Source organism: Arthrobacter sp. NPDC090010 (assembly GCF_044748305.1).
In the GTDB taxonomy this organism is placed as follows: Bacteria; Actinomycetota; Actinomycetes; order Actinomycetales; family Micrococcaceae; genus Arthrobacter_E.
Window position 1 is genome coordinate 153,763 of sequence record NZ_JBIVFT010000007.1, and the last position, 21,495, is coordinate 175,257.

A 21,495-nucleotide genomic window follows, 5' to 3' on the forward strand; every position below is an offset into this window, starting at 1 on the left:
AGACAGCACCTAGGTTCCGGCGTCGTTCTCCTCGGGGCTTGTTTCCTCTAGGCCTGTTCCTCGGGGCCTGTTTCCTCCGGGGCCGCGAAGTCGCTTGCCTCGCGCAGAAAAACCTCCAGCAGGAGCACGGCGGCCGCCTTATCCAGAGGGTTGTTCTTGTTGCCGCATTTCGGCGATTGAACGCAGGAGGGGCATCCTGACTCGCACTCACACGACAGAATCGCCTCGCGGGTGGCTGCAAGCCACGTCCGGGCCTTGGTGAAACCGCGCTCGGAGAACCCTGCCCCTCCTGCGTGACCGTCGTAGACGAAGATCGTGGGATGGCCGGTGTCGGCGTGAAGAGCGGTCGAGAGGCCCCCGATGTCCCAGCGGTCACTCGAAGCCACGAGAGGCAGCATGCCGATGGAGGCGTGTTCGGCCGCATGCAAGGCCCCGGGGAACTGTGCTTCCACCAGGCCGGCGGAGACGAGACTCTGGCCACCCACCACGAACCAGACCGCCTTGGTGAACAGGTCCCTGGCTTCCAGCTCCAGAGGCTCCTCCCCGAGGACCTCGTTGGAGATCAGGGATTTCCGCTGGAAGGAAACCACCTGTGTGGTCACCTTCACTTCGCCGAAGTGCACGGCGACATCGCCCCATTCCATTGAGCGGTCGACCGACAGCACTTCCACCTGGGTCACGTCGCGGGCAGTCGTGTAGTAGTCGGGGCTGGCCCGGCTGACCAGCACCACGTGATCGGTCTCGTTCAGTTCCTCCACCAGGTAGTTCACCCCCTGGTGGACATACACGGCGCCGCGATGCGCCTGGTAGTGCGTCTGAGGGGAATCCATGGAACCGAGCACCACCCCGGTCTCGGTGTCGATGATCCGGACCTGGCCGCCGCCGTCGTCGCGGATGCTGACCATGGAGGCGGCGCTCTCCGGGTGGGTCCAGAACCAGCCCGCCGGACGCCGCCTCAGGAAGCCGCGCTCCACGAGGCTGTCCAGCATCGCAGCCGCCGTCGGCCCGAAAAGCTCCTCCTCCCCGGGACGCAAAGGCTGCTCCGCAGCCGCCGCGCACAGATGCGGTCCCAGGACGTAGGGGTTGGAGGGGTCGAACACCGTCGCCTCCACCCCGACGTCGAACACCGCCTCCGGATGATGCACCAGGTAGGTATCCAAAGGATCGTCACTGGCCACGAACGCGGCGACCGCGTCCTGGCCGGCTCGCCCGGCGCGGCCGATCTGCTGGAAGAAACTCGCCCGTGTCCCCGGCCAGCCGGCCACGAGGACGGCGTCGAGGCCGGAGATGTCGATGCCGAGTTCCAAAGCCGAGGTGCTGGAGACGCCGAGGAGACGACCAGACCTCAGACCGGATTCCAGCTCACGTCGTTCCTCGGGCAGATAACCGGAACGGTACGCGGCCACACGGCCAGGCAAACTGGGATCCACGTCCTCCAAGAGACGCTGTGTGAGCGATGAGATCCGCTCGGCACCGCGCCGGGACTTGATGAACGCCAGGGTCCGGACGTGTGAGGACACCAGATTGGCCAGCATGTCGGCGGACTCGGCGATCGCGGTCCGCCTGGTCGGAGCCCCGTTTTCACCCTGGAGCTCGGTCAGGCGGGGTTCCCAGAATGCCACCGTCGTGGCTCCCCTCGGTGAAGCGTCTTCGGTCACGGCTTCCACGGGAGCTCCGATGAGCCGGGCGAAGGAGTCGGCGGGTTCCGCCGCCGTGGCGGAGGCACCGACGAATACCGGTTCCGCACCGTAGTGAGCGCAGACTCGCCTGAGACGGCGGAGCAGATTGGCAACGTGCGAACCGAAGACGCCCCGGTAGCTGTGTGCCTCATCGATCATCACATAGCGGAGCCGCCGGAAGAAACGTGCCCACCACGGATGGTTGGGCAGGATGCCGTGATGCAGCATGTCCGGATTGGCCAGGATGACGTTCACGTGGTCCCGGATCCAGCGTCGTGCGCTACTGTCGGTGTCCCCGTCATAGCTCTCGGCCCGGAGGGTGTCCAGCTTGAGGGTTCTCAACGAGGTCAGCTGGTCGGCCGCCAACGCCTTGGTGGGGGCGAGGTACAGGACGGTGGCGCTGTCATCGTGCAGTTTCCCGGGTTCCTGGCGGATCGCCAGTTCGGAACGGTGCACGGCGTCCACCGCGGGGAGCTGGTAGGCCAGTGACTTTCCGGAGGCGGTGCCGGTGGCGATCACCAGGTGGCGGCCCGCATGCACGGCGTTCGCGGCGGCGACCTGATGCGCGTAGGGTTCACCGACACCCAGACGTTGATAGGCCGCCACGACGTCCGGATGAGCCCACTGCGGCCAGGAACCATGCCGTGCCCGCCGTGACGGGATGGTCCGGACATGCTGAAGCTGCTCAGGCTCGGCGGAGCGGCCCAGCAGCGGGATCAGCGAGTCGAAGGACGGCACCGGAACATTGTGTCACCCGGCAGGGCCGGTTCTTCAGCCGACGATGACGAGCCGGGTCAAGAGGTCGAGACGTCCGGCACCTTGTGCTGAGTCGCGGAGAGCATCACGACCGCGCACACTTCCTGCCAGCCCAGGTGGGAGTAGAGGTGCCGGCCGTCTGCGGAAGCCAGCAGCAGGCCGATCTCCACGGGATGTTCGAAGGACCGGGCTGCCAGCGACTTCATGAGGAAGCTCCCGAGTCCGCGACGGCGGAACGCGTCCTGGGTGATGATCTGATCGAACACGGCCACGGAACCGTCCACGACGAAGACGCGTCCGCCGGCGGCCAATTCCTCCCCGGAACGGATCTCTGCCCGATGGCTTCCCTCGACCACCGAGTAGCTGACCTCCAGGTCGTCGTCCGGCAGCCAGGGATCCTCGGTGTCCTGCGTGTCCATGTCCACGATCATCATCGACTGAGAGGTGGAGTTGACGTAGAGCCCGTGGCGGTCGGCCAGTGCCAGGTACCGCTGGGGGTCCTTGGTCAGCACCGTGACGAGCCGGTCGGGTGCTTCACGCAACTGCTCCGAGAGAGCGCTGAAGTCCTCGTCATCCGGGTCGACGGCGAAGAACTCCCGGGCCTTGATGGCGTCGTCGCGGTCCACCGCAGGGAAGCGCCCCACGTGCTCGACCTGATAGCCTCGGCAACCGGCCCAGCCGGTCACCCAGACGTCCAACAGGCTGCCAATGTCTTCCATCAGGGATTCCGCAGTCATGCTTCGAGCCTAGGTCAGCACAGGTTAAAGCGACAGCCGGTATCGGTAACTTTGCGGTTAAGTCCCAGCTGGCCAGCTCGGCCGCACAGCGCGTTCACAGCCTCGCCTCCGGTCCTGCCGACCAGGTTCCCAGGGGGAGCTGGGCCACCGTTAACCTTTAACGGTGGCCCAGAACAAGATTGCCCTGTATTACGCCTTCGCTCCCGTAGCCGACCCCGAAGCCGTACGGCTCTGGCAGCGGGCTCTCTGCGAGAAGCTCGGGCTGCGTGGACGCATCATCATTTCGAAGGACGGCATCAACGGAACCGTCGGCGGCGAGATCCAGGCGGTCAAGAATTACGTGCGGACCACCAAGGAATACGGCCCTTTCAGAGCCCTGGACGTCAAATGGTCCGACGGCGGTGCCGAGGACTTCCCGCGCCTGAGCGTGAAGGCACGGGAGGAGCTGGTCTCCTTCGGGGCGCCGGGCGAACTCGAAGTGAACGACGACGGCGTCGTCGGCGGCGGGGCGCACCTCACCCCGGAGGGGCTGCACGCTTTGGTCGCCGAGCGTGAGGCGGCGGGCCGGCCGGTGCGTTTCTTCGACGGCCGGAATGCCTTCGAAGCCCAGATCGGCAAGTTCAAGGACGCGATCGTTCCCGACGTGGCCACGACTCATGACTTCATCGAGGAACTCGAATCCGGCAAGTACGACGAGCTGAAGGACCAGCCCGTCGTCACGTACTGCACCGGCGGGATCCGTTGCGAGGTGCTGTCCAGCATCATGCGGAAGAGAGGCTTCCAGGAGGTCTATCAGCTCGACGGCGGGATCGTCCGCTACGGCGAGAAGTACAAGGACAAGGGGCTTTGGGAAGGATCGCTCTATGTCTTCGACCGCCGCATGCACCTGGAGTTCAGTGAGGATGCGAAGACCATCGGTCAGTGCGTGCGCTGCTCCGCACCGAGCAGCGAGTTCCACAATTGCTCCAACCCGGCGTGCCGCACACTGACGATCTACTGCTCCGAGTGCGCTGCCGATCCCCAGACGCTCCGGTGCCCGGACGGTTGCGCGGTCTGAGTTCCGTTCGGGCGTCCTTTCCGCCGTTCGCGCTCACGGTGCCCCATGCATGGGCGGACTATGCTCCGCGACGTGGAAAGCGGGCGGGGATCTACTTCTTGGGCACGAGGGAGAAGGCATACAGCAGGGGGACATCCACTGAGGAGGCCCGCACGGTCAGCTCCCCACCGGGAATCGTGAGGTCCACACGGTCCTTGTTGCCGTTGCAGGCGCTCGTGGCGTTGCCCACGGTTTTCCCTCCGGAGAGGATTTCGAAGTAGATCTTCCCGTTTCCGGCGCACGTCATGGTCATGCTGTAGTTGCCTGCGGCGACGGTGCCGTGACCGGCATCGGCTGGATTGCGGTCCAAGAGCTTCCCTTGGCCACTCAGGGCCGCCTGGGGATCGGCCGGGAGGGCGGTCGCTTGCCAGGACGGGACGTCCGCCTTCTCGATGCTGGGCTGCTGCGAGCAGCCTCCCACCGCACCGATGAGCAGCACTCCGAGCGTGAGTGACAGGGTGCGGAGGGGGAGCGGACGCGCGGATTTCATGCCTTCTACGCTACCGTGCGCCGTCGTCCGTTTGCGCCCAGGTGATTCACTGATGTCCATGGAGACCACACGTGTCGAGGCGTTCAGCGACGGAGTCATGGCGATCGCCCTGACCATCATGGTTCTGGAACTGAAGACGCCGGACAGCCCGGACCTGAAGGGCATGGCTGAGTTCCTGCCGACCTTGCTGACTTATGTGCTCAGTTTCATCTACATCGGCATCTACTGGAGCAATCATCATCACCTCATGCATCTCACCAAGCGAGTGGATGGGGGAGCGCTCTGGGCCAATCTGAATCTGCTGTTCTGGCTCTCCCTGGTGCCGTTCACCACGCGGTGGATGGACGACTCCTCCCTGAGCCCGTTGCCCGTCCTCGTCTACGGCTTCAATCTTCTGATGAACGCTGTCGCCTATTCGATCCTGCAGGGCAGACTCATCCGGATCCAGGGTGAGGGCAGCCGCCTAGCCTCCGCCATCAACCGGGGGTTCAAGGAGAAGGTCTCCACGGCGCTCTACCTGATCGGCTGTGTGACGGCGTACCTCAGTGTCTGGGTGAGTGTCGCCTGTTATGTGGCGGTCGCCGCCGTCTGGATCGTGCCGGACCGGCGCATCGAGCGTGCGGTGGCGGATTCCGCAGACTCCTGATCTCGGCCGGCTCTCAGGAATTCCCTTCATCCATCAAGGCGGCCAGAGCTTCCCGGTCGTGACGCATGGCTTCTTTTTCGGCTGCGACGTCGATGCCCTTGCTGAGCGCCAGGTAGACCACTCCACTGACCGCGAGGCCCACGAGCCAGGCGATGTCCACACCGCCGAGAGCATCGGCGACCGGCCCCACGAAGATGCCCTGAACCACCATGAAGGGGATCTCGGCCGCGAGCCCCGCGCCGAAGGAGACCAGGCCTCGCCAGTTCCAGACGCCGTACACCCCGGAGACCTTGAACAGTTCCGAAATCGCGTAGTGGCCGCGGCGTACGAAGAAGAAGTCCATGAGGTTGGTGGCGGTCCAGGGCACGAGTGCGTAGAGCATGAGCGTCAGGGCGGCGAAGACCGTGGCCACGCCATTGCTGCTGATCGCGCTCGCCGCGATGAACCACACGACGGCCAGGGCGAGGACCGTGAGCGCTTTGGCGCGAGGCCCGGGCCGCACCGGACGGAACGAATCGACGGTGGTCATGACGGTGAGCATGCCGCCATAGGCATTCATACCCATGGTGGCCACGAGCGCGAGGGCTGAGAGAATCGCAGCCACGTCGCCGAGGTGTGTGAAGACGTTGTTGCCGGCCTGTTGCAGACCTACCAGCCCGTCCTGGGCACCGAGGAAGATGGCCAGCCATGCGCCGAGGGAGATCAGCCAGATCGCGGCGCTGGAGGCCCCGAAGAACACGGCGGAGATGACGGCTTTCGGTGAGGTCTTGCTCGGCAGGTAGCGGGAGTAGTCCGAGACGTAGGGCGCGTACGTGATGTTGTAGGCCGCGCTGGCGGCGAACTGGGCCATGAACGCCACAAGGGTGAAACCGCCCTTGTCGACGACGCCGGAGCCACCGGCGCCGCCGAAGATCACGCCGAGCGTGACCACTGTCATGACGGGCAGCGAGAAGTACAGCAGCACCCGGAAGGCTTTGTGAACCCAGTCGTGTCCGAAGACGGCGAGGACGACTGCGACGGCACCCGCAAGCAGCGAGACCAGGACCGGGTTGAGGCCGAACGAGCTGGAGATCCCCTCACTGAGTAGTACAGTGTCCGCGATGTTGAAGCCGACGTAGGTCAGCAAGGTGGCGACGAGGGGCAGGACCACCCCCCGGTAACCAAACTGCGCGCGGGACTGGATCATCTGCGGCAGGCCCATGATGGGGCCTTGCGAGGCGTGGAACGCCATGAACACGGTGCCGACGGCGATGCCGAGGACGCTCGCGAGGATGGTCCACCCGAGCGAGAGCCCGAGGGACGGGCCGATGAATCCGATCGGGATGGAGAAGTACTGGAAGTTGCCCAGGAACCACAGAGGCGCCTGGTGCCAGAGTTTGCCGTGCCGTTCGCTCTCGGGGACCCAGTCGATGGATCGGTGCTCAATGAGGCTCTTGGAGGCGGGGGTGGATGCTGACACATTGGCTCCTGAGGTGATGTCCGACACATTGAGTATGAGGTCGGGATGTCTCAGGGGCAACAGATGTTTACCAAATGACGCCCCGTTGCGGGGCGTCATTTGGCGTCAGGAGCTGCGTTGCGTGCTGGGGCGCAGGTTCATGCCGAGCCAGTACAGTGCGGCGGATAGCGCGAAGGTCGGCAGGGTGGCGCCGATCGGACTCGTCCAGACGGTGCTCAGCAGCACGGATGTGCCGGCGCCGATGGCCCAGCAGGCCACCGCGATCCAGTTGACCCCCCGGATGTACCAGAATCGTCCGCCCGTGCTGAGAAGCAGGTCTTTCCCGTAGGAAGCACGTTTGAACCAGTAGTAGTCCACGATCACCACGGCGAACACAGGCACGAACAATGAGCCGATGAGGGTGAGGAAGGAGGTGAACTGGCCCAGCAGACTGAGCCAGGTCGAGCCCAGGATGGACAGAGCCCCGAGGATGAGGGCTGCGGGCAGGAATCGCGTCCTGCCGCCGGGCCTGGCATTCACCACGGACGTGGTCATGCCGTAGACGACCATCGTGTTGGTCGCCATCACCGAGAAGAAGATCACCAGCGCCAGGGGGACCCCGAAGGAGTCGACGATCGTGGCCGGGTCGAATGACACCGCATCTCCGCCGGAGAGGACCACGTAGCCCAGGGCGGTGGCTCCGAGAAGCATTGCGACGATCGTAGAGACGGAGTATCCGACGCCCGCACCCACGACGCCGGCCCGCGTGCTGCGTGCCATCCGGTTGATGTCAGCGGAGAGCACCGTCCACGACACGGCGGTGGCGATGACGACGTCGAGCACGATCGCCGGTGTCGAACCCAGTGAGGTGTCCACGGCGATGCCCGAGAAGTCGGCCGGGGAGAAACGGCCGAAGGCCATGGCGAAGATCCAGGCGATCACTGCGAGGATCACGACGGCGAGCCACGGTTCGACCCGCGCGATGCCGGTGTGCCCGAAGATCGCCAGGATGACGACGAGGAGCTGGCAGAGCACTGAGAACAGGACCGGGCTGCTGAAGCCGGTGAACTGCTGCACCACATGGTCGACGGTGACGCCGGCCAGCATCGCCTGCACCCAGCTCCAGCCCATCAGGACGACCACATTGGCCCCGACCGGCAGGAGCGAACCCTTCAGCCCGAAGGCCCCTCGCGTGATGGCCATGGTCGGCAGTCCGGTGCGGGTGCCGATGGCGCCGATGGAGGTCAGGGCAAGGGCTCCCACGAGCGTCCCGGCGACGATCATGACGACGGCCGTGCTGAAGGGGATCGCCGTGACGAAGAGCGTCCCGGTCAGCAAAGTGGTCACAACGAGGTTCGCGGCAAGCCAGATCATGCCGATGCGTGGGCCGGACAGGGTGCCTTTGACCGGTCCGGAGCTGTCCGCTTCGGCTGCCAACCGGGCATCGAGCCGGGCGTAGAGCCCTTGAACGGAGGTGCTCACGGAGCGGGAACGGGGGAGAGGTGCTCGTGCACGGCCACGAGCGAGTCGCCATCGACGCGGAAGATGATGCTCTCGCGCTCCGTGGACTGTTCCCGGCTGCCGTCGCCCGGATCCACCGTGGTGTCCACGGTGTGAGTGAAGACCGCCATGCCGGGGTAGACCTGGATCAGTTGCTGGGAGGAGGTGCACTCCAGTACTCGCCAGCCCGCCGACCGCCAGCCGTCCCACGCCTGCTCGTAGGCCGCCCGGTCGTCCAGCCTGCGGTCCTCCGGGTGGAAGACGAAGCTGGCGTCTTCGGAGAAGGCCCCGAAATAGGCGGCGCGGTCGTTGTCGCGGAAGGCGCGGACGATGGCCGCGGCGGCCTCTTCCACGCGGGATGTGCTGGGGGTTTCCATGGCTCTCCTTCGAGACGGTTTCGAGGCCGGTTGTTTCGCACCAGGCAACACGTGATGCTACCTGAATAACACGTCTGGCAAGTCTTCGGTTTGAAGGTGTCGAAAGTCGGACATATGGGTAGTTCTACCTATGGACAAGTGGTTTGGCAACCGGTATGAGTCGCTTGGATTGGGTTCCCGTCCATTTGCATCTTGGCAAGGAATTCCTTGAAAACACCCCATCCTGGGCCGCTTCAAGGCCTTGCTGTTGACCGCGGTGCTCGTCGGTGCCGCACTGACAGGCACGGGCCACCGCTTCCGGCTACACCGCGGCGACTGCGGACGCTGACGGAGTGATCACGCTGGACGCCCGGGTCCACGTCTGGTCACTTCGCAGTGGCCAAGTACTCCGCCGCCACCGCGAAGATCGCGCCCTGACGTTTCATCGCGAAGGCCCGAGCAGTTCCCATGGCCTGCTCTCGGGTGCGGACGCCTAGCATTGACAGGGTGAGTGAGACTGCCCGCACCCTCGACGTCCCCTGCTCCGACGATCCGTCACAGCTTCAGGCGCTCGCCGCCGACCTCCAAGCTCTCGACTTCACAGTCGACGGGGTGGCTGCACTGCTCGGAGCCTCCGCCTACGAGGCACTGGGCCGGGACCAGCTCGTGCCGGCCCGACTCGCCCTTGAGGAACACGCCGGTGATCCTCTCGCCGTCGTTGTAGGGCTCTGGCTGCTGGCTGTCCCGCAGAGCGCAGACGCGCTCGACGTCGCTCTGCCCCGGACCCGGACCGCAGGTCTCCGCCGCCTCGGACTGGCCGAGGACGACGGCGATGGAGCCGTCCAGGCGGCGGTGGACCTACGCCCCTATGAGTTCTCCGACGAGGCCGAGGGAGTTCCCGTGGACACCCGGATCTGGGTTTCCAGCGATCTCGGAGCGCATCAGAAACCGGGTGTCCTCCGTCATGACCATGTCCTGGGCATCGGGCATGCGTCCACCACCTTGGTGCAGACCACCATCCGGCGTCCTGTGGAACGGGCCCTGGATCTTGGAACCGGCTGCGGCATCCAGGCTTTTCACCTGCTCCGGCACGCACGTCACGTCACAGCCACGGACATCTCGGAGCGCGCCCTCGCGTTCACCCGCTTCAACCTGTTGCTGAATGCTGCGGCCCTGGACCTGGACCCGCTGGCGCTCCACGAGCGCGTCGAGCTGCGTCTTGGCTCCCTTCTCGAACCCGTGGCGGGTGAACGTTTCGACCTGATCGTCTCCAATCCGCCGTTCGTGATCACACCTCGCCACCGGGGTGAAAGTGCGGCCGAACAGTTCACCTATCGTGACGGCGGCCTGCCCGGCGACACGATCGTCGCCACACTGTTCCGGGCGCTGCCCGGTTTCCTCGCGCCAGGCGCCGTCGCCCAGATGCTCGGGAACTGGGAGATCCATGAGGGCTCGGGCTGGGCCGACCGCCTGCGCTCCTGGCTTCCGGACGACGCCGAGGCCTGGGTGATCCAGCGTGAGACCGTCGGCCCGGAACGCTACGCCGAAACCTGGCTGCGGGACGCCTCGGAGGGCCGTGATCCTGAGCTGTATGCCGCGAGTTACCGCGACTACCTGGAGGACTTCGCCGGACGCGACGTCGAAGCCGTCGGTTTCGGCATGGTGCTGCTGCGCCGTGTGGCCGCTGACGAGGCGCAGGAACCGCTGCGGCGCTTCGAAGAGATCGGATATGCCGTGGAGCAGCCGCTCGGGCCGCATCTCCAGTCAGCTCTGGAGCGCCGTTCCTGGCTCGCCGCACGGCGACTGGGCGAGGAGGCGCTCGTGGTGGCAGAGGATGTCACGGAGGAACGCCATCAGCGCCCCGGCGCTGAGCATCCCGGCGTCATCCTGCTCCGCCAAGGGGCCGGCCTGCGCCGCACGAACCTGCTCAGCAGCGAGCTGGCGGGCTTCGTCTCCGCCTGCGACGGCGACTTCGCAGCGGGCGCTCTCGCTGCCGCCGTCGTCAGCCTGACCGAAGGCGCCGACAGTCTCAGCGACACCGAACGGACCGAGTCGCTCCTGGCAGAGGTCGCACAGCTGGTGCTGGACGGCTTTCTCCTTCCGGCCGGTGGGGACTGAAACCGGAGGAATCGATCGCTGCCTCGGCAGCGGATGCACAATTCAACAAATGCTGTGAAGCCCCAACGGCTAGCCTCGGGGGAAGGAGAGCCGCCCATGCGCGTCAGCGCAGAGGCACATGCTGTAGGGGAACACATGGCGGAACAACAAGACGCACCGAAAAGACACGGTTCGCGAGCGGCCTTCGGTGGCCGGGGACGTGGGGTTGAGCGGCGGAGCGTCGCCAGGCGAGATTCCCGGGTGGTCGACAGCGTCGCCTCCTCGCATGCAGTGCCACATCCGGTGGGCTCCGGCCTGAACACGGTCCGTGAGTCCGTATCCGGCGGCGAACGTTCCGGACTGCCGAAGCTCAGTGTCGTACGCGGGGTCTAATCCAACCGGCCGCGGAGAGCCGAAACGGCGAAAATCCGAGCATCCGGCCCCAGATGCTGATGGATTCGCGGCAGCGTTCACCGATGCCGTGCGAAACAGCGGCCAGTCGATGACGTGGTTGCGGGACAGGCTGGTGGCTCGCGGGCACCCGATTTCCTTGGCCACGCTGAGTTCCTGGAAAACCGGCTTGCGTGCTCCCCGGACGGTGTGGAGCGAAACGATCGTCGGGGAGATCGAGGAGATTCTGGAGCTCGACGGCGGCGCACTGCTGGGGAAAGTCCCCGGGAGGAAGATCAGTGTTGAATCGCTTGAGAAGCCCCACTTGCCGCGTCGCATCAGACAGGACGATTTCGAAGCCTTCCTCGAAGACGCCGAGCTGAAGCTCGGGGCGGATACGTCGTTGAACTTCCGGGATGTCTCGGTCGAACTCGTGTGCGACGTCGACGGACAAGGCTACGTTTCCTCCGAAAACCTCACCCTCGTCGTCCAGTGTCTCGAAGGGACTCTGGAGCGGATCGCTGTGGCCAAGATCTTCTCGCGAGAAGATTTCGGGCCGATCGCCATCTCGGTGCCGTTCGGCGGGCACGTCCTGGAGGACCTGGTCATCGGGGAAGGCGGAGTGATCGTCTCGGCGATTGAACTGGCAGAGCCGCTGGAACCCGGTGAGATCGCGATGGTGAACGTGCGGGTCGACTTTCCGGAACATGCCGCCAAGACCTCGGAGACAGGGTGGGTGGTCCGCCGTTCGATCAAGAAGCTGATGCTCTGGGCACGGTTCGAGCCTTCCACCGTTCCGGCCCGGGTGGAGCAGATCGAAGTCGATGAGGAAGGAGAGCGCACGGTGCTGCGGGGCCTCGACACCGACAGTAGTGTCCATGTTCTCCGGTGGAATTTCGGACCGGGGAGCATGGCGCTGAGGTGGGACCCCGCCATCGATGGTGTACCGGACGAGGAAGGGGCTGATGATGCCGGCGGATAGCTTCCAACGTGCACTCGATGCAGGAATGAGGACCGCTGGGCTGAATCTCATGGAACTGCTTGCCGCGCTTCAGGAGCGAGGCCTCCAGGTGTCCCACTCGACCCTGAGCAGTTGGCGGACCGGGCGACGACGGCCAGACGCCTTCCGTTCGCTGCAGACACTCTCGGCGCTGGAGGAGGTGCTCGGACTTGAGGCCGGGGCGCTGACGGCGCACATCGTAGGGCGGTCCCCGCGTATCGGCAGCGTGCCGCGGCAGGCCGATGTGGACCCGGTCGACGCAGAACTGCTCGCCGCGCTTCCTGCGTCTCCCCTGGAGAACATTCGTCTGCTCTCCTTGCGGGAGGAGATCTTTGTCGATGAAGCCCTGTGCATCAGCCGGATCGACACCATGGTGGTGTTGCAATGCGTCAAGGACGGTCTGGATTCCTTTGCGGTGACCCGGCGGTCACCGCACGCCGCCGATTCCAGTCCCGTCATCGAGGTCCACTACGGCGGAAGCCTGCTTGCGAGCCATCGGCACTCGGGGCGTCTCGGGACCGGCTACGCGATTGAACTGTCCCGTAGGCTCTCCGTCGGCCAGACGGCCGTGGTGGCGCTTCGCACGATCTTCCCGGCGGACTATCCGGCCCAGCGTTCACATGTCACCCGTGCTTGGTCGTCAATACGTGAACTGGTCAATGTGTTCCATTTCGCGAATGCTCCGGAGTGGATCGAGGAAGTCGAACGAAGCGGCTCCAGGGCACGGTCCAGGGATTCCTCGCCGGGCCCGGCCGGCAGCCTGCTTCAGATGAAGTCGAAGTTCGGGCCCGGCACGATCAGCACGCGATGGGGCAGGCTCGACGACTAGGGTTTCCGCCTGAACCTGGCCGAATGGCGATCCCTGGTGCCGCATGGCACCGTTCAGCCGTCGGAGTATGCGGCGGCGGGAAGCCCCTCCTAATTAATAGACTTCCCGCCGCTACGAGGGAGTCTATTTGTCGAGGCTTTTGCTGAATTCCGGAATTGTCACACCGTCCAAGACGATGTGTTCTGATGCCGGGGATTCGCGCCCGTCCGCTCTTCGCGCAGCCGTTTCGTCCTGCGGTACCGCAGGGACGGCTGAGTTCGTTCGGACGGACCGAATCGTTCCGCAGCCGCCATCCGGCTGCTCGATCCCGGCTGGCAGGAATGCGATCCGGACGCGGGCCGAGAAATGCTCATCAGTGGTGTGGATCACGCCTGGGCCGGGGATACACTGTGCCGGTGAGTACGGACCCTTCAGCTCCCCAGGACACCGATCGCCGCCAGGTCGAGATCTCCGATCCCAAAGCCATCCGTGCCCTGGCGCATGCGGCCCGGCTGGCCGCGATCAGCGACCTTTATTCCAGTCAGGTCAGTCGCACCGCCACCGAACTCGCGGCGGTGACGGGTCTGACGCCCAGCGCCATGAGCTATCACCTCAGGGCGCTGCAGAAATGGGGCATGGTGGAGCCGGCGGAGAGCGACGGCGACGCGCGTGAGCGCCGCTGGAAGGCTGCCGGAACGGACTTCACCATCAAGTCCGTCAGCGGTTCGGGCCACCCCGAACTCGCCATTCTCGATCTGGAACTGGACGCGCAGCGGCGCCGTATCCTTTCGCACAATCAGGAACGTGACGAACTCACGCTGCGTGGTGAGGAGGAGCTCCGATTCCCCTCGATGTCCTTGTCCACTGAGATCGTCTATCTGGACCGCGACCGGGCCGGTGAGTTGATCGACCGGATGAACCAGCTGGTCCGGGAGTATTTGCCGACCGATGCACAGGACCGGCCCAAGGACTGCCGACGGATCGCAACCCTGTGGTCCATCGTCCCGGACAGCACCCCCTGAGGTCTCTGGCGGCCCCGTACTGCGGTGTTCGCCGTCCACAAGGAATGCTTCGTGTCATACCCGTGGGGCAAAATGTGGTGAACTAAGCAGATATGGGTCTGAAGGCCCGCCAGCGAAGAAGTCCAGTAGGAGCACCGTGCCCACCAAGGCCAAGACCGGCAAGAAACTCGTGATCGTGGAGTCTCCCGCCAAGAGCAAGACCATCGCCAAGTACCTTGGCGATGGCTTTGTGGTGGAAGCCTCCATCGGACACATCCGGGACCTGCCGCAGCCGTCTGAGCTCCCGGCGGAGCTGAAGAAGAGCTCGGTGGGCAAGTTCGCCGTGGATGTCGACAACGGCTTCAAGCCCTACTACGTGGTCTCCAGTGACAAGAAGAAGAAGGTCGCGGAGCTCAAGGCGCAGCTGAAGGACGCCGACGAACTTTACCTCGCCACTGATGGTGATCGCGAGGGAGAGGCGATTGCCTGGCATCTGCTCGAAGTGCTCAAGCCCAAGGTCCCGGTGTACCGCATGACCTTCGGTGAGATCACCAAAGAGGCCATTCAACGCGCCATGTCGAGCCTGCGCGAGATCGACACGGACCTGGTGGATGCTCAGGAGACCCGCCGCGTCCTGGACCGGCTCTACGGTTACGAGATCTCCCCGGTGCTGTGGCGCAAGGTCGCCAGCGGCCTGTCTGCCGGCCGTGTCCAGTCCGTGGTCACTCGCCTGGTGGTGGACCGTGAGCGGGAACGCATGGCGTTCAAGACCGCGTCGTACTGGGACCTCACCGCCGTATTCACCGCTTCGGGCGAGTCTTTCAAGGCCAAGCTGAGCGCCGTCGATGGCCGCCGTCTGGCCACGGGCAAGGACTTCAGTGACAAGGGCGAGCTCAAGGGTTCTTCCGTCGCGCTGCTGGACGAAGCCTCCGCCACCAGCCTCGCTGATGGACTCGGATCCGCTGACTTCAGCGTCCGTTCCATGGAGACCAAGCCGTACACGCGGCGTCCTGCGGCTCCGTTCACCACCTCCACCCTTCAGCAGGAGGCCGGTCGCAAGCTCCGTTTCTCCTCCAAGATCACCATGCAGGTGGCGCAGCGTCTCTATGAGAACGGCTACATCACCTATATGCGTACCGACTCCTCGGCGCTGTCCGACGAGGCGGTGAACGCCGCACGCAAACAGGCGAGTGAGCTGTACGGTTCCGAGTACATCCCCGCCAGCCGCCGGGTCTATGCGAACAAGAGCGCCAACGCGCAGGAAGCTCACGAGGCCATCCGTCCCGCAGGTGACGCCTTCCGGACCCCGGCTCAGGTCAAGGCTCAGATCTCCGCGGACGAGTTCCGGCTGTACGAACTGATCTGGAAGCGCACGGTCGCCTCGCAGATGTCGGATGCCAAGGGTTCGACGGCGACGATCAAGCTCGGTGCCATCGCGGCCGACGGGCGCGACGCCGAGTTCACCGCCTCCGGTACGGTCATCACCTTCCCGGGCTTCCTGGCCGCCTACGAGGAGGGCAAGGACGAGAGCCGCGACGACGATTCGGACGAGGCTCGTCGGCTGCCGAACGTGGGGGAAGGGGACGCCCTCGACGCCCGCGACATCGCCGCCGTCGGGCACCAGACCTCGCCTCCTCCGAGGTACACCGAAGCCTCCCTCACGGCCGAGATGGAGAAGGAAGGCATCGGACGCCCGTCCACCTACGCTGCGACCATCTCCACCATCCAGGACCGCGGCTACGTGCGGAAGCAGGGATCCGCGCTGGTCCCCAGCTGGATTGCCTTCTCCGTGGTCAAGCTGCTCGAGCGTCACTTCTCGGATTACGTGGACTATGAGTTCACAGCCGATATGGAGACGGACCTGGACCGCATCGCCCGCGGCGAGGAACCCGGTTCCAGCTGGCTCAAGCACTTCTACTTCGGTGACGGGGACAAGGAACCCGGGCTGAAGTCCGTGGTCAACAATCTCGGCGAGATCGACGCGCGGGACATCAACTCGATACCCGTGACCGAAGGCGTCGTGCTCCGCGTCGGGAAGTTCGGCCCCTATCTGGAAAGCACTGTTCCCACGGTGGATGCCAAGACCGGGGAAGTGGTCGAAGCGCTGCGAGCCAATGTGCCGGAGGATCTCGCCCCGGACGAGCTCACGCCGGAGAAAGCCAAGGAACTGCTGGAGAACTCTGCTCCGGAAGAGCGCGTTCTCGGCGTGGATCCGCATACCGGACACACGGTGGTGGCGAAGAACGGCCGCTACGGAGCGTTCGTCACGGAGATCATCCCCGAGCCGACGGAGGAGGAACTCGCCGCCAGGCCGGTCGAGTATTACAAGAACGGCAAGCCCAAGCCGCCCAAGAAGCCGGTGAAGGTCAAGCCGCGGTCCGGTTCCCTCTTCAAGTCCATGACCGTGGACACCGTCACGCTGGATGAGGCCCTTGGCCTCCTGAGCCTGCCCCGGGTCCTGGGGCAGGATGAGGAAGGCAACCCCATCACGGTGCAGAACGGCCGTTTCGGTCCGTACCTGAAGAAGGGCACCGATTCGCGTTCCATCGGAAGCGAAGAGGAGATCTTCACGATCACCTTGGAGCAGGCGTTGGAGATCTATTCGCAGCCCAAACAGCGTGGCGCCCGTGCCGCGGTGGCGCCCCTGGCGGAATTCGGTGCCGACCCGGTGTCTGAGAAGAACATCGTGGTCAAGGAAGGCCGCTTCGGTCCTTACATCACGGACGGGATCACCAACATCACGGTGCCGCGCTCCACGAGTGTGGAAGAGCTCACGAGAGAACGCGCCATCGAGCTGCTGGCGGAAAAGCGAGCCAAGGGCCCCGTCAAGCGGACCACCCGTAGCACGGCGTCACGCAGTGGCGCCAAGCGACCCGCGGCGAAGAAGAAGGCCTGAGGCACGACATAATGGGCACATGCGGCTAGGCGTCCTGGACATCGGTTCCAACACGGTGCATCTCCTCTTGGTTGATGCACACCCAGGCGCCCAGCCGGTGCCCTTCGCTTCCCATAAGAGGCCTCTCTCGCTGGTCCAGTACCTGGAATCGGACGGCAGCATCAACGCCGCAGGCCAGAACGAGCTCATCGAGTTCGTCCTGGAGGCCTGGGAATTCGCCGCCCGTCACCGCGCAGAGGACCTCCTGGCCTTCTGTACTTCGGCGATCCGTGAAGCGACCAACGGACCGGAGGTCCTGGCCAGGGTCAAGCGCGAGACGACCGTGACGCTGCGGGAGCTTTCAGGTGGCGAGGAGGCGGAGATGACGTTCTTCGCCGTCCGACGCTGGTTCGGCTGGGCGGCGGGAACCATCCTGGATCTGGACATCGGCGGCGGTTCCTTCGAGATGGCGTTGGGGCGGGACGAACTCCCGGAGATCGCGACGAGCGTCCCTTTGGGAGCCAGCCGCCTGACCCGGGACTGGCTTGCCGAGAACCCGCCCACGGCGCGCAGCGTCAAGGAACTCCGCAAGTACATCCGTGCCACCCTCAAGCCCGTGGTGAAGGAGTTCGCTCAGATCGGCGCGCCCCATGTGGTGACGGGAACATCCAAGACCTTCCGCTCGCTCGCCCGGATCGCAGGTGCCGCTCCCAGCGCTGCCGGACCGTATGTGCGGCGCGAGTTGCTGAGAGAGGACCTGGGGCTCTGGACACAGCGGATCTCCGCCATGAGCACGGAGGACCGTCTGCACCTGCCGGGTGTCTCCCAGGCCCGCGCGCCGCAATTGCTGGCGGGAGCCCTTGTGGCCGAGGCGGCTCTGGAACTGTTCGAACAGCCACGTATCGTGATCTGTCCCTGGGCTCTGCGCGAGGGGCTGATCCTGCGCCGCCTGGACCAGCTGGTCTTCGACGGTCCGCTGGAACCGCCCGCGCACGTCAAGGACGAGGTGAACGCCTGAGATGAGCGAATCGGGGAAGGCTCCCATCGCCGTCGCGCTTTCGAGTGCATCGGTTTATCCCTTGAGCGTTCATGACGCCTTCGCCGTGGCTCAGGACCTCTCCTTCGATGGGGTGGAGGTCATGGTCACCAACAACCCGATCAGCCAGGACCCGCACGCCCTCAAGCAGCTCAGCGCGCAGTACGGGCAGGAGGTCGTGTCGATCCACGCGCCGACTCTCCTGCTGACCCAGCAGGTGTGGGGCAAGGCGTGGAACAAGATCGAGCAGTCCTGCCTCATGGCACGCGAGGTGGGCTGCGACGTCGTCGTGGTCCATCCGCCGTTCCGGTGGCAGAACGACTACGCGGAGGAGTTCTTCGAGGGCGTCATGGATGCTCAGGAGCGTCATGGGGTGAAGATCGCCGTGGAGAACATGTATCCGTGGCGGGTGCGTGGCCGTGAGATTCTCATGTACCTCCCGCACTGGAACCCGATCGGGCGCGGCTACCCCCATGTGACCTGGGACTTCTCGCATTCTGCGACAGCTGGAATGGACAGTCTCGACGCGATCCGGGAACTCGGGTCCACGTTGCGGCACGTCCATCTGACTGACGGCACCGGCGCTGGCAGCAAGGATGAGCACCTGATTCCCGGTGAGGGGAATCAGCGCTGCGTCGAAGCGCTGCGGCATCTGGCTGATTCGACGTTCGACGGCGTCGTGGTTGCGGAGATCAGCACCCGAAAGGCCAAAGCCGTGGGGGAGCGGGAGGAGATGCTCGCACGCACCCTCGCCTTCGCCCGCGAACACCTGGCTCGCTAGAGTCCGTCGTTTCTTCACACTCGCGGCCGTCCCTGCCCGTTTTCTCCTTCCCTGGCTGAAACAGTGAGTTCCCGGCGAAACCGTGTGTTTAGTGCGCGGTCCCGTCGGGAACTCACTGTTTCATCGGGTCCGGAGCGGCGAGTCCGGAAGGCGAGATCTTGACTTAAATACCCCTGGGGGGTATTTTTGAATCGTTGTCAGTGACCTGGTATGTCCCGGCAGGCGAATCCGCCGCTTTCACAGCCCGTCAACCCCAGCGCCAACCTTTCATCGAGGAATGGAACTGACATGTGCGAATCTCAAATCCGGTCCGAACTCCCGCTCGTCGCCTCAGACGCTTCCGGGTGCTCCTGCTGCTCCACGGGAGCAGCCTCCGAACCGAAGCCGGCCGATTCGGCCACGGAATACCCCGTGGAGGGGCTCAGCTGCGGACATTGTGTCCAGAGTGTTGAAAAAGCAGTCGCCGAGGTTCCGGGCGTGCAGTCCGTCTCCGTCGACCTCGTCTCCGGAGGCGTTTCCAGTCTCCGTGTCTCCGGGCTGCCCGATCCGGCAGCGATCCGTGCCGCCGTCGTCGGAGCCGGTTACCACCTGAGCGAACGCTGATTTCGCGGTCCGCCGCCGGGCCCCGCAGTGGGTGGCGGCCGGACCGCGAAAAGTATTTCCCTGGAGGGGACATGAACAACCCGCACCAGCATCACGAACACCATCACGAACGCCCTGTCACCGGCGAGCAGCCGCCGGGTGAACTCCTCACGGTGGCCCCGGACCACGGGCACCGCCACGGCGGCCAGGACGACGATCACCACGTTCATCAGCACGGCCAGCATGCGGGGCACAGCACCGCGATGTTCCGCAATCGCTTCTGGACGACCCTGATCCTTTCGATCCCGGTGGTCTACTTCAGCCCGATGTTCGGGCATCTCCTAGGCTACGAACCGCCGCACTTCCCGGGCTCGGACTGGATCACGCCCGTGCTCGGCACGGTCATTTTCCTCCATGGCGGAGCCCCGTTCCTCAAGGGCGCCGTCCAGGAGATCTCCGCTCGTAAGCCTGGCATGATGCTCCTGATCGCCATGGCCATCACGGTCGCCTTCCTCGCCTCCTGGGCCACCAGCCTCCGGCTGGGCGGCTTCGACCTGGACTTCTGGTGGGAGCTGGCGCTTCTGGTGACCATCATGCTCCTGGGGCATTGGATCGAGATGAGGGCTCTCGGCTCGGCGCAGGGCGCCCTCGATGCCTTGGCGGCGCTTCTTCCTGACGAAGCCGAGATCATCACCGGCGAAGGAACCCGAACCGTGCCCAGCGCGGAGCTGAAGGAGGGGGATGTGGTTCTCGTCCGTCCGGGAGCCCGGCTCCCCGCGGACGGCATCGTCATCGAAGGCGCGGCCGATTTCGACGAGTCCATGATCACCGGCGAATCGCGCACCGTCCGGCGGTCGGCGGGGGACCCGGTCGTGGCCGGCACAGTCTCGGTCGACACGGCCGTGCGGGTCAAGGTCAGCGCGGTCGGAGCGGATACGGCGCTGGCCGGCATCCAGCGACTCGTGGCGGAGGCCCAGGCGTCGTCCTCGAGGACCCAGGCGCTGGCGGACCGCGCCGCGGCGTTCCTCTTCTATTTCGCAGCCGGCGCCGGGATTCTGACCTTTGTGGTCTGGGCTCTTCTGGGCGATATGCCGGAAGCGGTCACACGGACCGTCACGGTCCTGGTGATCGCCTGCCCGCACGCCCTCGGGCTTGCCATTCCCCTGGTGATCGCGATTTCCACCGAGCAGGCCGCCCGGGCCGGGGTGCTCATCAAGGACCGTCTGGCCCTGGAACGGATGCGCACCGTCGACGTGGTGCTCTTCGACAAGACCGGAACGCTCACCGAGGGCCGGCCGGCGGTGCAGGATGTGGCAGCCGCGGACGGCGTGGAACCGGAGCGAGTCCTCGTCCTGGCCGCGGCGGTCGAGGCGGACAGCGAGCACCCCGTGGCCCGCGCCATTGTGAAGGCCGGTCGCGAACGTGCACTGGACGCTCCCCGCGCCACGGAGTTCGAAGCGTTGACCGGGCGTGGTGTGCGCGCCGTCGTCGAGGGGGAGATCCATCAGGTGGGCGGACCGGCCCTCCTGCGCGAGCTGGGGGTCCCGACACCGGAACGGCTCCAGTCTGTCGTCGACGCCTGGGAAGCCCGTGGTGCGGCCGTGCTGTACCTGGTGCGTGGCCGGAGCGTGCTGGGTGTCATCAGTCTGGAGGACGCGGTACGCCCGGAGTCGCAGCAGGCCGTTACGGCGCTGCAGGCACGCGGCATTCGCGTCGCCATGATCACCGGCGACGCGCGGCAGGTGGCGCAGAACGTGGCGGAGCGACTGGGGATCGATGAGGTCTTCGCCGAAGTGCTTCCCGCCGAGAAGGACGGCAAAGTGGCCGAGCTCCAGGGGCGCGGCCTGAAGGTGGCCATGGTCGGCGACGGCGTCAACGATTCGCCTGCCCTGGCCCGGGCCGAGGTGGGTATCGCGATCGGGGCCGGAACGGACGTCGCGGTCGAGTCTGCCGGGGTGGTACTGGCGGGCAACGATCCTCGCGCCGTTCTCTCCATGGTGGACCTCTCCCGGGCCGGCTATCGCAAGATGTGGCAGAACCTGCTCTGGGCTACCGGCTACAACGTGCTCTCGGTTCCACTGGCTGCGGGTGTCCTGGCGTTCGCCGGGGTGGTGCTCTCGCCGGCGGCCGGCGCGGTCCTGATGTCCTTGTCGACGATCGTCGTGGCGCTCAACGCCCAGTTGCTGCGGCGGGTGCGTCTCAACCCCGCAGAGGCCCGTTGAAGCGC

17 protein-coding genes are annotated in these 21,495 nt (G+C 65.3%); 11 read left to right on the forward strand and 6 right to left on the reverse strand.

The features are described from left to right. Positions 1 to 47: 47 nt before the first annotated feature. Together ACIPXZ_RS12010 and ACIPXZ_RS12015 are read right to left on the reverse strand one after the other, a co-directional pair. Positions 48 to 2,417 (reverse strand): DEAD/DEAH box helicase, encoded by a 2,370-nt coding sequence (locus tag ACIPXZ_RS12010; RefSeq protein WP_400594350.1) that lies wholly within the window; start codon positions 2,415 to 2,417, stop codon positions 48 to 50. A gap of 56 nt (positions 2,418 to 2,473) precedes the next feature. Next, entirely contained in the window at positions 2,474 to 3,172 is a 699-nt protein-coding gene (locus ACIPXZ_RS12015; protein ID WP_400594353.1) for a GNAT family N-acetyltransferase, read from the reverse strand. A gap of 163 nt (positions 3,173 to 3,335) precedes the next feature. Here ACIPXZ_RS12015 and ACIPXZ_RS12020 point away from each other — a divergent pair, with 163 nt between their 5' ends. After that, positions 3,336 to 4,229 carry a rhodanese-related sulfurtransferase gene (locus ACIPXZ_RS12020; protein WP_400594356.1) on the forward strand — a complete coding sequence of 298 codons (894 nt, stop codon included), beginning with the start codon at positions 3,336 to 3,338 and terminating at the stop codon, positions 4,227 to 4,229. 91 nt (positions 4,230 to 4,320) lie between these two features. Here the strand turns inward: ACIPXZ_RS12020 and ACIPXZ_RS12025 are convergent, their stop codons facing one another. Further along, a complete protein-coding gene (locus ACIPXZ_RS12025) occupies positions 4,321 to 4,758 on the reverse strand; it encodes a hypothetical protein (protein WP_400594359.1) in 438 nt (145 codons plus the stop codon). A gap of 58 nt (positions 4,759 to 4,816) precedes the next feature. Between ACIPXZ_RS12025 and ACIPXZ_RS12030 the strand changes: the two genes are divergently transcribed. Further along, on the forward strand, positions 4,817 to 5,404 hold the full coding sequence (locus ACIPXZ_RS12030; RefSeq protein ID WP_400594362.1) for a TMEM175 family protein: 588 nt from the start codon (positions 4,817 to 4,819) through the stop codon (positions 5,402 to 5,404). A gap of 13 nt (positions 5,405 to 5,417) precedes the next feature. Here the strand turns inward: ACIPXZ_RS12030 and ACIPXZ_RS12035 are convergent, their stop codons facing one another. The 3 genes from ACIPXZ_RS12035 to ACIPXZ_RS12045 all read right to left on the reverse strand — a co-directional run bounded on the left by ACIPXZ_RS12035 (position 5,418) and on the right by ACIPXZ_RS12045 (position 8,719). Next, positions 5,418 to 6,863 (reverse strand): purine-cytosine permease family protein, encoded by a 1,446-nt coding sequence (locus ACIPXZ_RS12035; RefSeq protein ID WP_400594365.1) that lies wholly within the window; start codon positions 6,861 to 6,863, stop codon positions 5,418 to 5,420. A gap of 105 nt (positions 6,864 to 6,968) precedes the next feature. Continuing rightward, on the reverse strand, positions 6,969 to 8,324 hold the full coding sequence (locus ACIPXZ_RS12040; RefSeq protein ID WP_400594368.1) for a purine-cytosine permease family protein: 1,356 nt from the start codon (positions 8,322 to 8,324) through the stop codon (positions 6,969 to 6,971). Continuing rightward, entirely contained in the window at positions 8,321 to 8,719 is a 399-nt protein-coding gene (locus ACIPXZ_RS12045) for a YybH family protein (protein WP_400594371.1), read from the reverse strand. The genes ACIPXZ_RS12040 and ACIPXZ_RS12045 overlap by 4 nt, the downstream gene beginning before the upstream one ends. A 447-nt stretch (positions 8,720 to 9,166) precedes the next feature. On the opposite strand from ACIPXZ_RS12045, the gene ACIPXZ_RS12050 reads away from it, so the two are divergent. The 9 genes from ACIPXZ_RS12050 to ACIPXZ_RS12090 all read left to right on the forward strand — a co-directional run bounded on the left by ACIPXZ_RS12050 (position 9,167) and on the right by ACIPXZ_RS12090 (position 21,490). Next, positions 9,167 to 10,816 (forward strand): methyltransferase, encoded by a 1,650-nt coding sequence (locus ACIPXZ_RS12050; RefSeq protein ID WP_400594374.1) that lies wholly within the window; start codon positions 9,167 to 9,169, stop codon positions 10,814 to 10,816. Between the two features lie 559 nt (positions 10,817 to 11,375). After that, positions 11,376 to 12,167: a hypothetical protein gene (locus ACIPXZ_RS12055; RefSeq protein WP_400594377.1), complete on the forward strand. Its 792-nt coding sequence runs from the start codon at positions 11,376 to 11,378 to the stop codon at positions 12,165 to 12,167. 49 nt (positions 12,168 to 12,216) lie between these two features. Continuing rightward, on the forward strand, positions 12,217 to 13,014 hold the full coding sequence (locus ACIPXZ_RS12060; RefSeq protein ID WP_400594380.1) for a hypothetical protein: 798 nt from the start codon (positions 12,217 to 12,219) through the stop codon (positions 13,012 to 13,014). Positions 13,015 to 13,409: 395 nt separating this feature from the next. Beyond that, positions 13,410 to 14,015 carry a MarR family transcriptional regulator gene (locus tag ACIPXZ_RS12065; protein WP_400594383.1) on the forward strand — a complete coding sequence of 202 codons (606 nt, stop codon included), beginning with the start codon at positions 13,410 to 13,412 and terminating at the stop codon, positions 14,013 to 14,015. Positions 14,016 to 14,151: 136 nt separating this feature from the next. Continuing rightward, a complete protein-coding gene (gene topA / locus ACIPXZ_RS12070) occupies positions 14,152 to 16,890 on the forward strand; it encodes a type I DNA topoisomerase (RefSeq protein ID WP_400594386.1) in 2,739 nt (912 codons plus the stop codon). 19 nt (positions 16,891 to 16,909) lie between these two features. Then, a complete protein-coding gene (locus ACIPXZ_RS12075) occupies positions 16,910 to 17,887 on the forward strand; it encodes a Ppx/GppA phosphatase family protein (RefSeq protein WP_400594389.1) in 978 nt (325 codons plus the stop codon). A 1-nt stretch (position 17,888) separates the two neighbouring features. Beyond that, positions 17,889 to 18,686, forward strand: coding sequence for a sugar phosphate isomerase/epimerase family protein (locus tag ACIPXZ_RS12080; RefSeq protein WP_400594391.1), 798 nt, complete (start codon positions 17,889 to 17,891; stop codon positions 18,684 to 18,686). Between the two features lie 288 nt (positions 18,687 to 18,974). Continuing rightward, positions 18,975 to 19,289: a heavy-metal-associated domain-containing protein gene (locus ACIPXZ_RS12085; RefSeq protein WP_400594394.1), complete on the forward strand. Its 315-nt coding sequence runs from the start codon at positions 18,975 to 18,977 to the stop codon at positions 19,287 to 19,289. A gap of 71 nt (positions 19,290 to 19,360) precedes the next feature. Beyond that, on the forward strand, positions 19,361 to 21,490 hold the full coding sequence (locus ACIPXZ_RS12090; RefSeq protein WP_400594396.1) for a heavy metal translocating P-type ATPase: 2,130 nt from the start codon (positions 19,361 to 19,363) through the stop codon (positions 21,488 to 21,490). The last annotated feature ends 5 nt before the right edge of the window (positions 21,491 to 21,495 follow it).

Coding starts and splice junctions, on each gene's coding strand:
- ACIPXZ_RS12015 (WP_400594353.1), bottom strand. CDS start 3,172: ATGACTGCGGAATCCCTGATGGAAGACATTGGCAGCCTGTTGGACGTC.
- ACIPXZ_RS12025 (WP_400594359.1), bottom strand. CDS start 4,758: ATGAAATCCGCGCGTCCGCTCCCCCTCCGCACCCTGTCACTCACGCTC.
- ACIPXZ_RS12030 (WP_400594362.1), top strand. CDS start 4,817: ATGGAGACCACACGTGTCGAGGCGTTCAGCGACGGAGTCATGGCGATC.
- ACIPXZ_RS12045 (WP_400594371.1), bottom strand. CDS start 8,719: ATGGAAACCCCCAGCACATCCCGCGTGGAAGAGGCCGCCGCGGCCATC.
- ACIPXZ_RS12050 (WP_400594374.1), top strand. CDS start 9,167: ATGGCCTGCTCTCGGGTGCGGACGCCTAGCATTGACAGGGTGAGTGAG.
- ACIPXZ_RS12060 (WP_400594380.1), top strand. CDS start 12,217: ATGGAACTGCTTGCCGCGCTTCAGGAGCGAGGCCTCCAGGTGTCCCAC.
- ACIPXZ_RS12075 (WP_400594389.1), top strand. CDS start 16,910: ATGCGGCTAGGCGTCCTGGACATCGGTTCCAACACGGTGCATCTCCTC.
- ACIPXZ_RS12080 (WP_400594391.1), top strand. CDS start 17,889: ATGAGCGAATCGGGGAAGGCTCCCATCGCCGTCGCGCTTTCGAGTGCA.
- ACIPXZ_RS12085 (WP_400594394.1), top strand. CDS start 18,975: ATGTGCGAATCTCAAATCCGGTCCGAACTCCCGCTCGTCGCCTCAGAC.
- ACIPXZ_RS12090 (WP_400594396.1), top strand. CDS start 19,361: ATGAACAACCCGCACCAGCATCACGAACACCATCACGAACGCCCTGTC.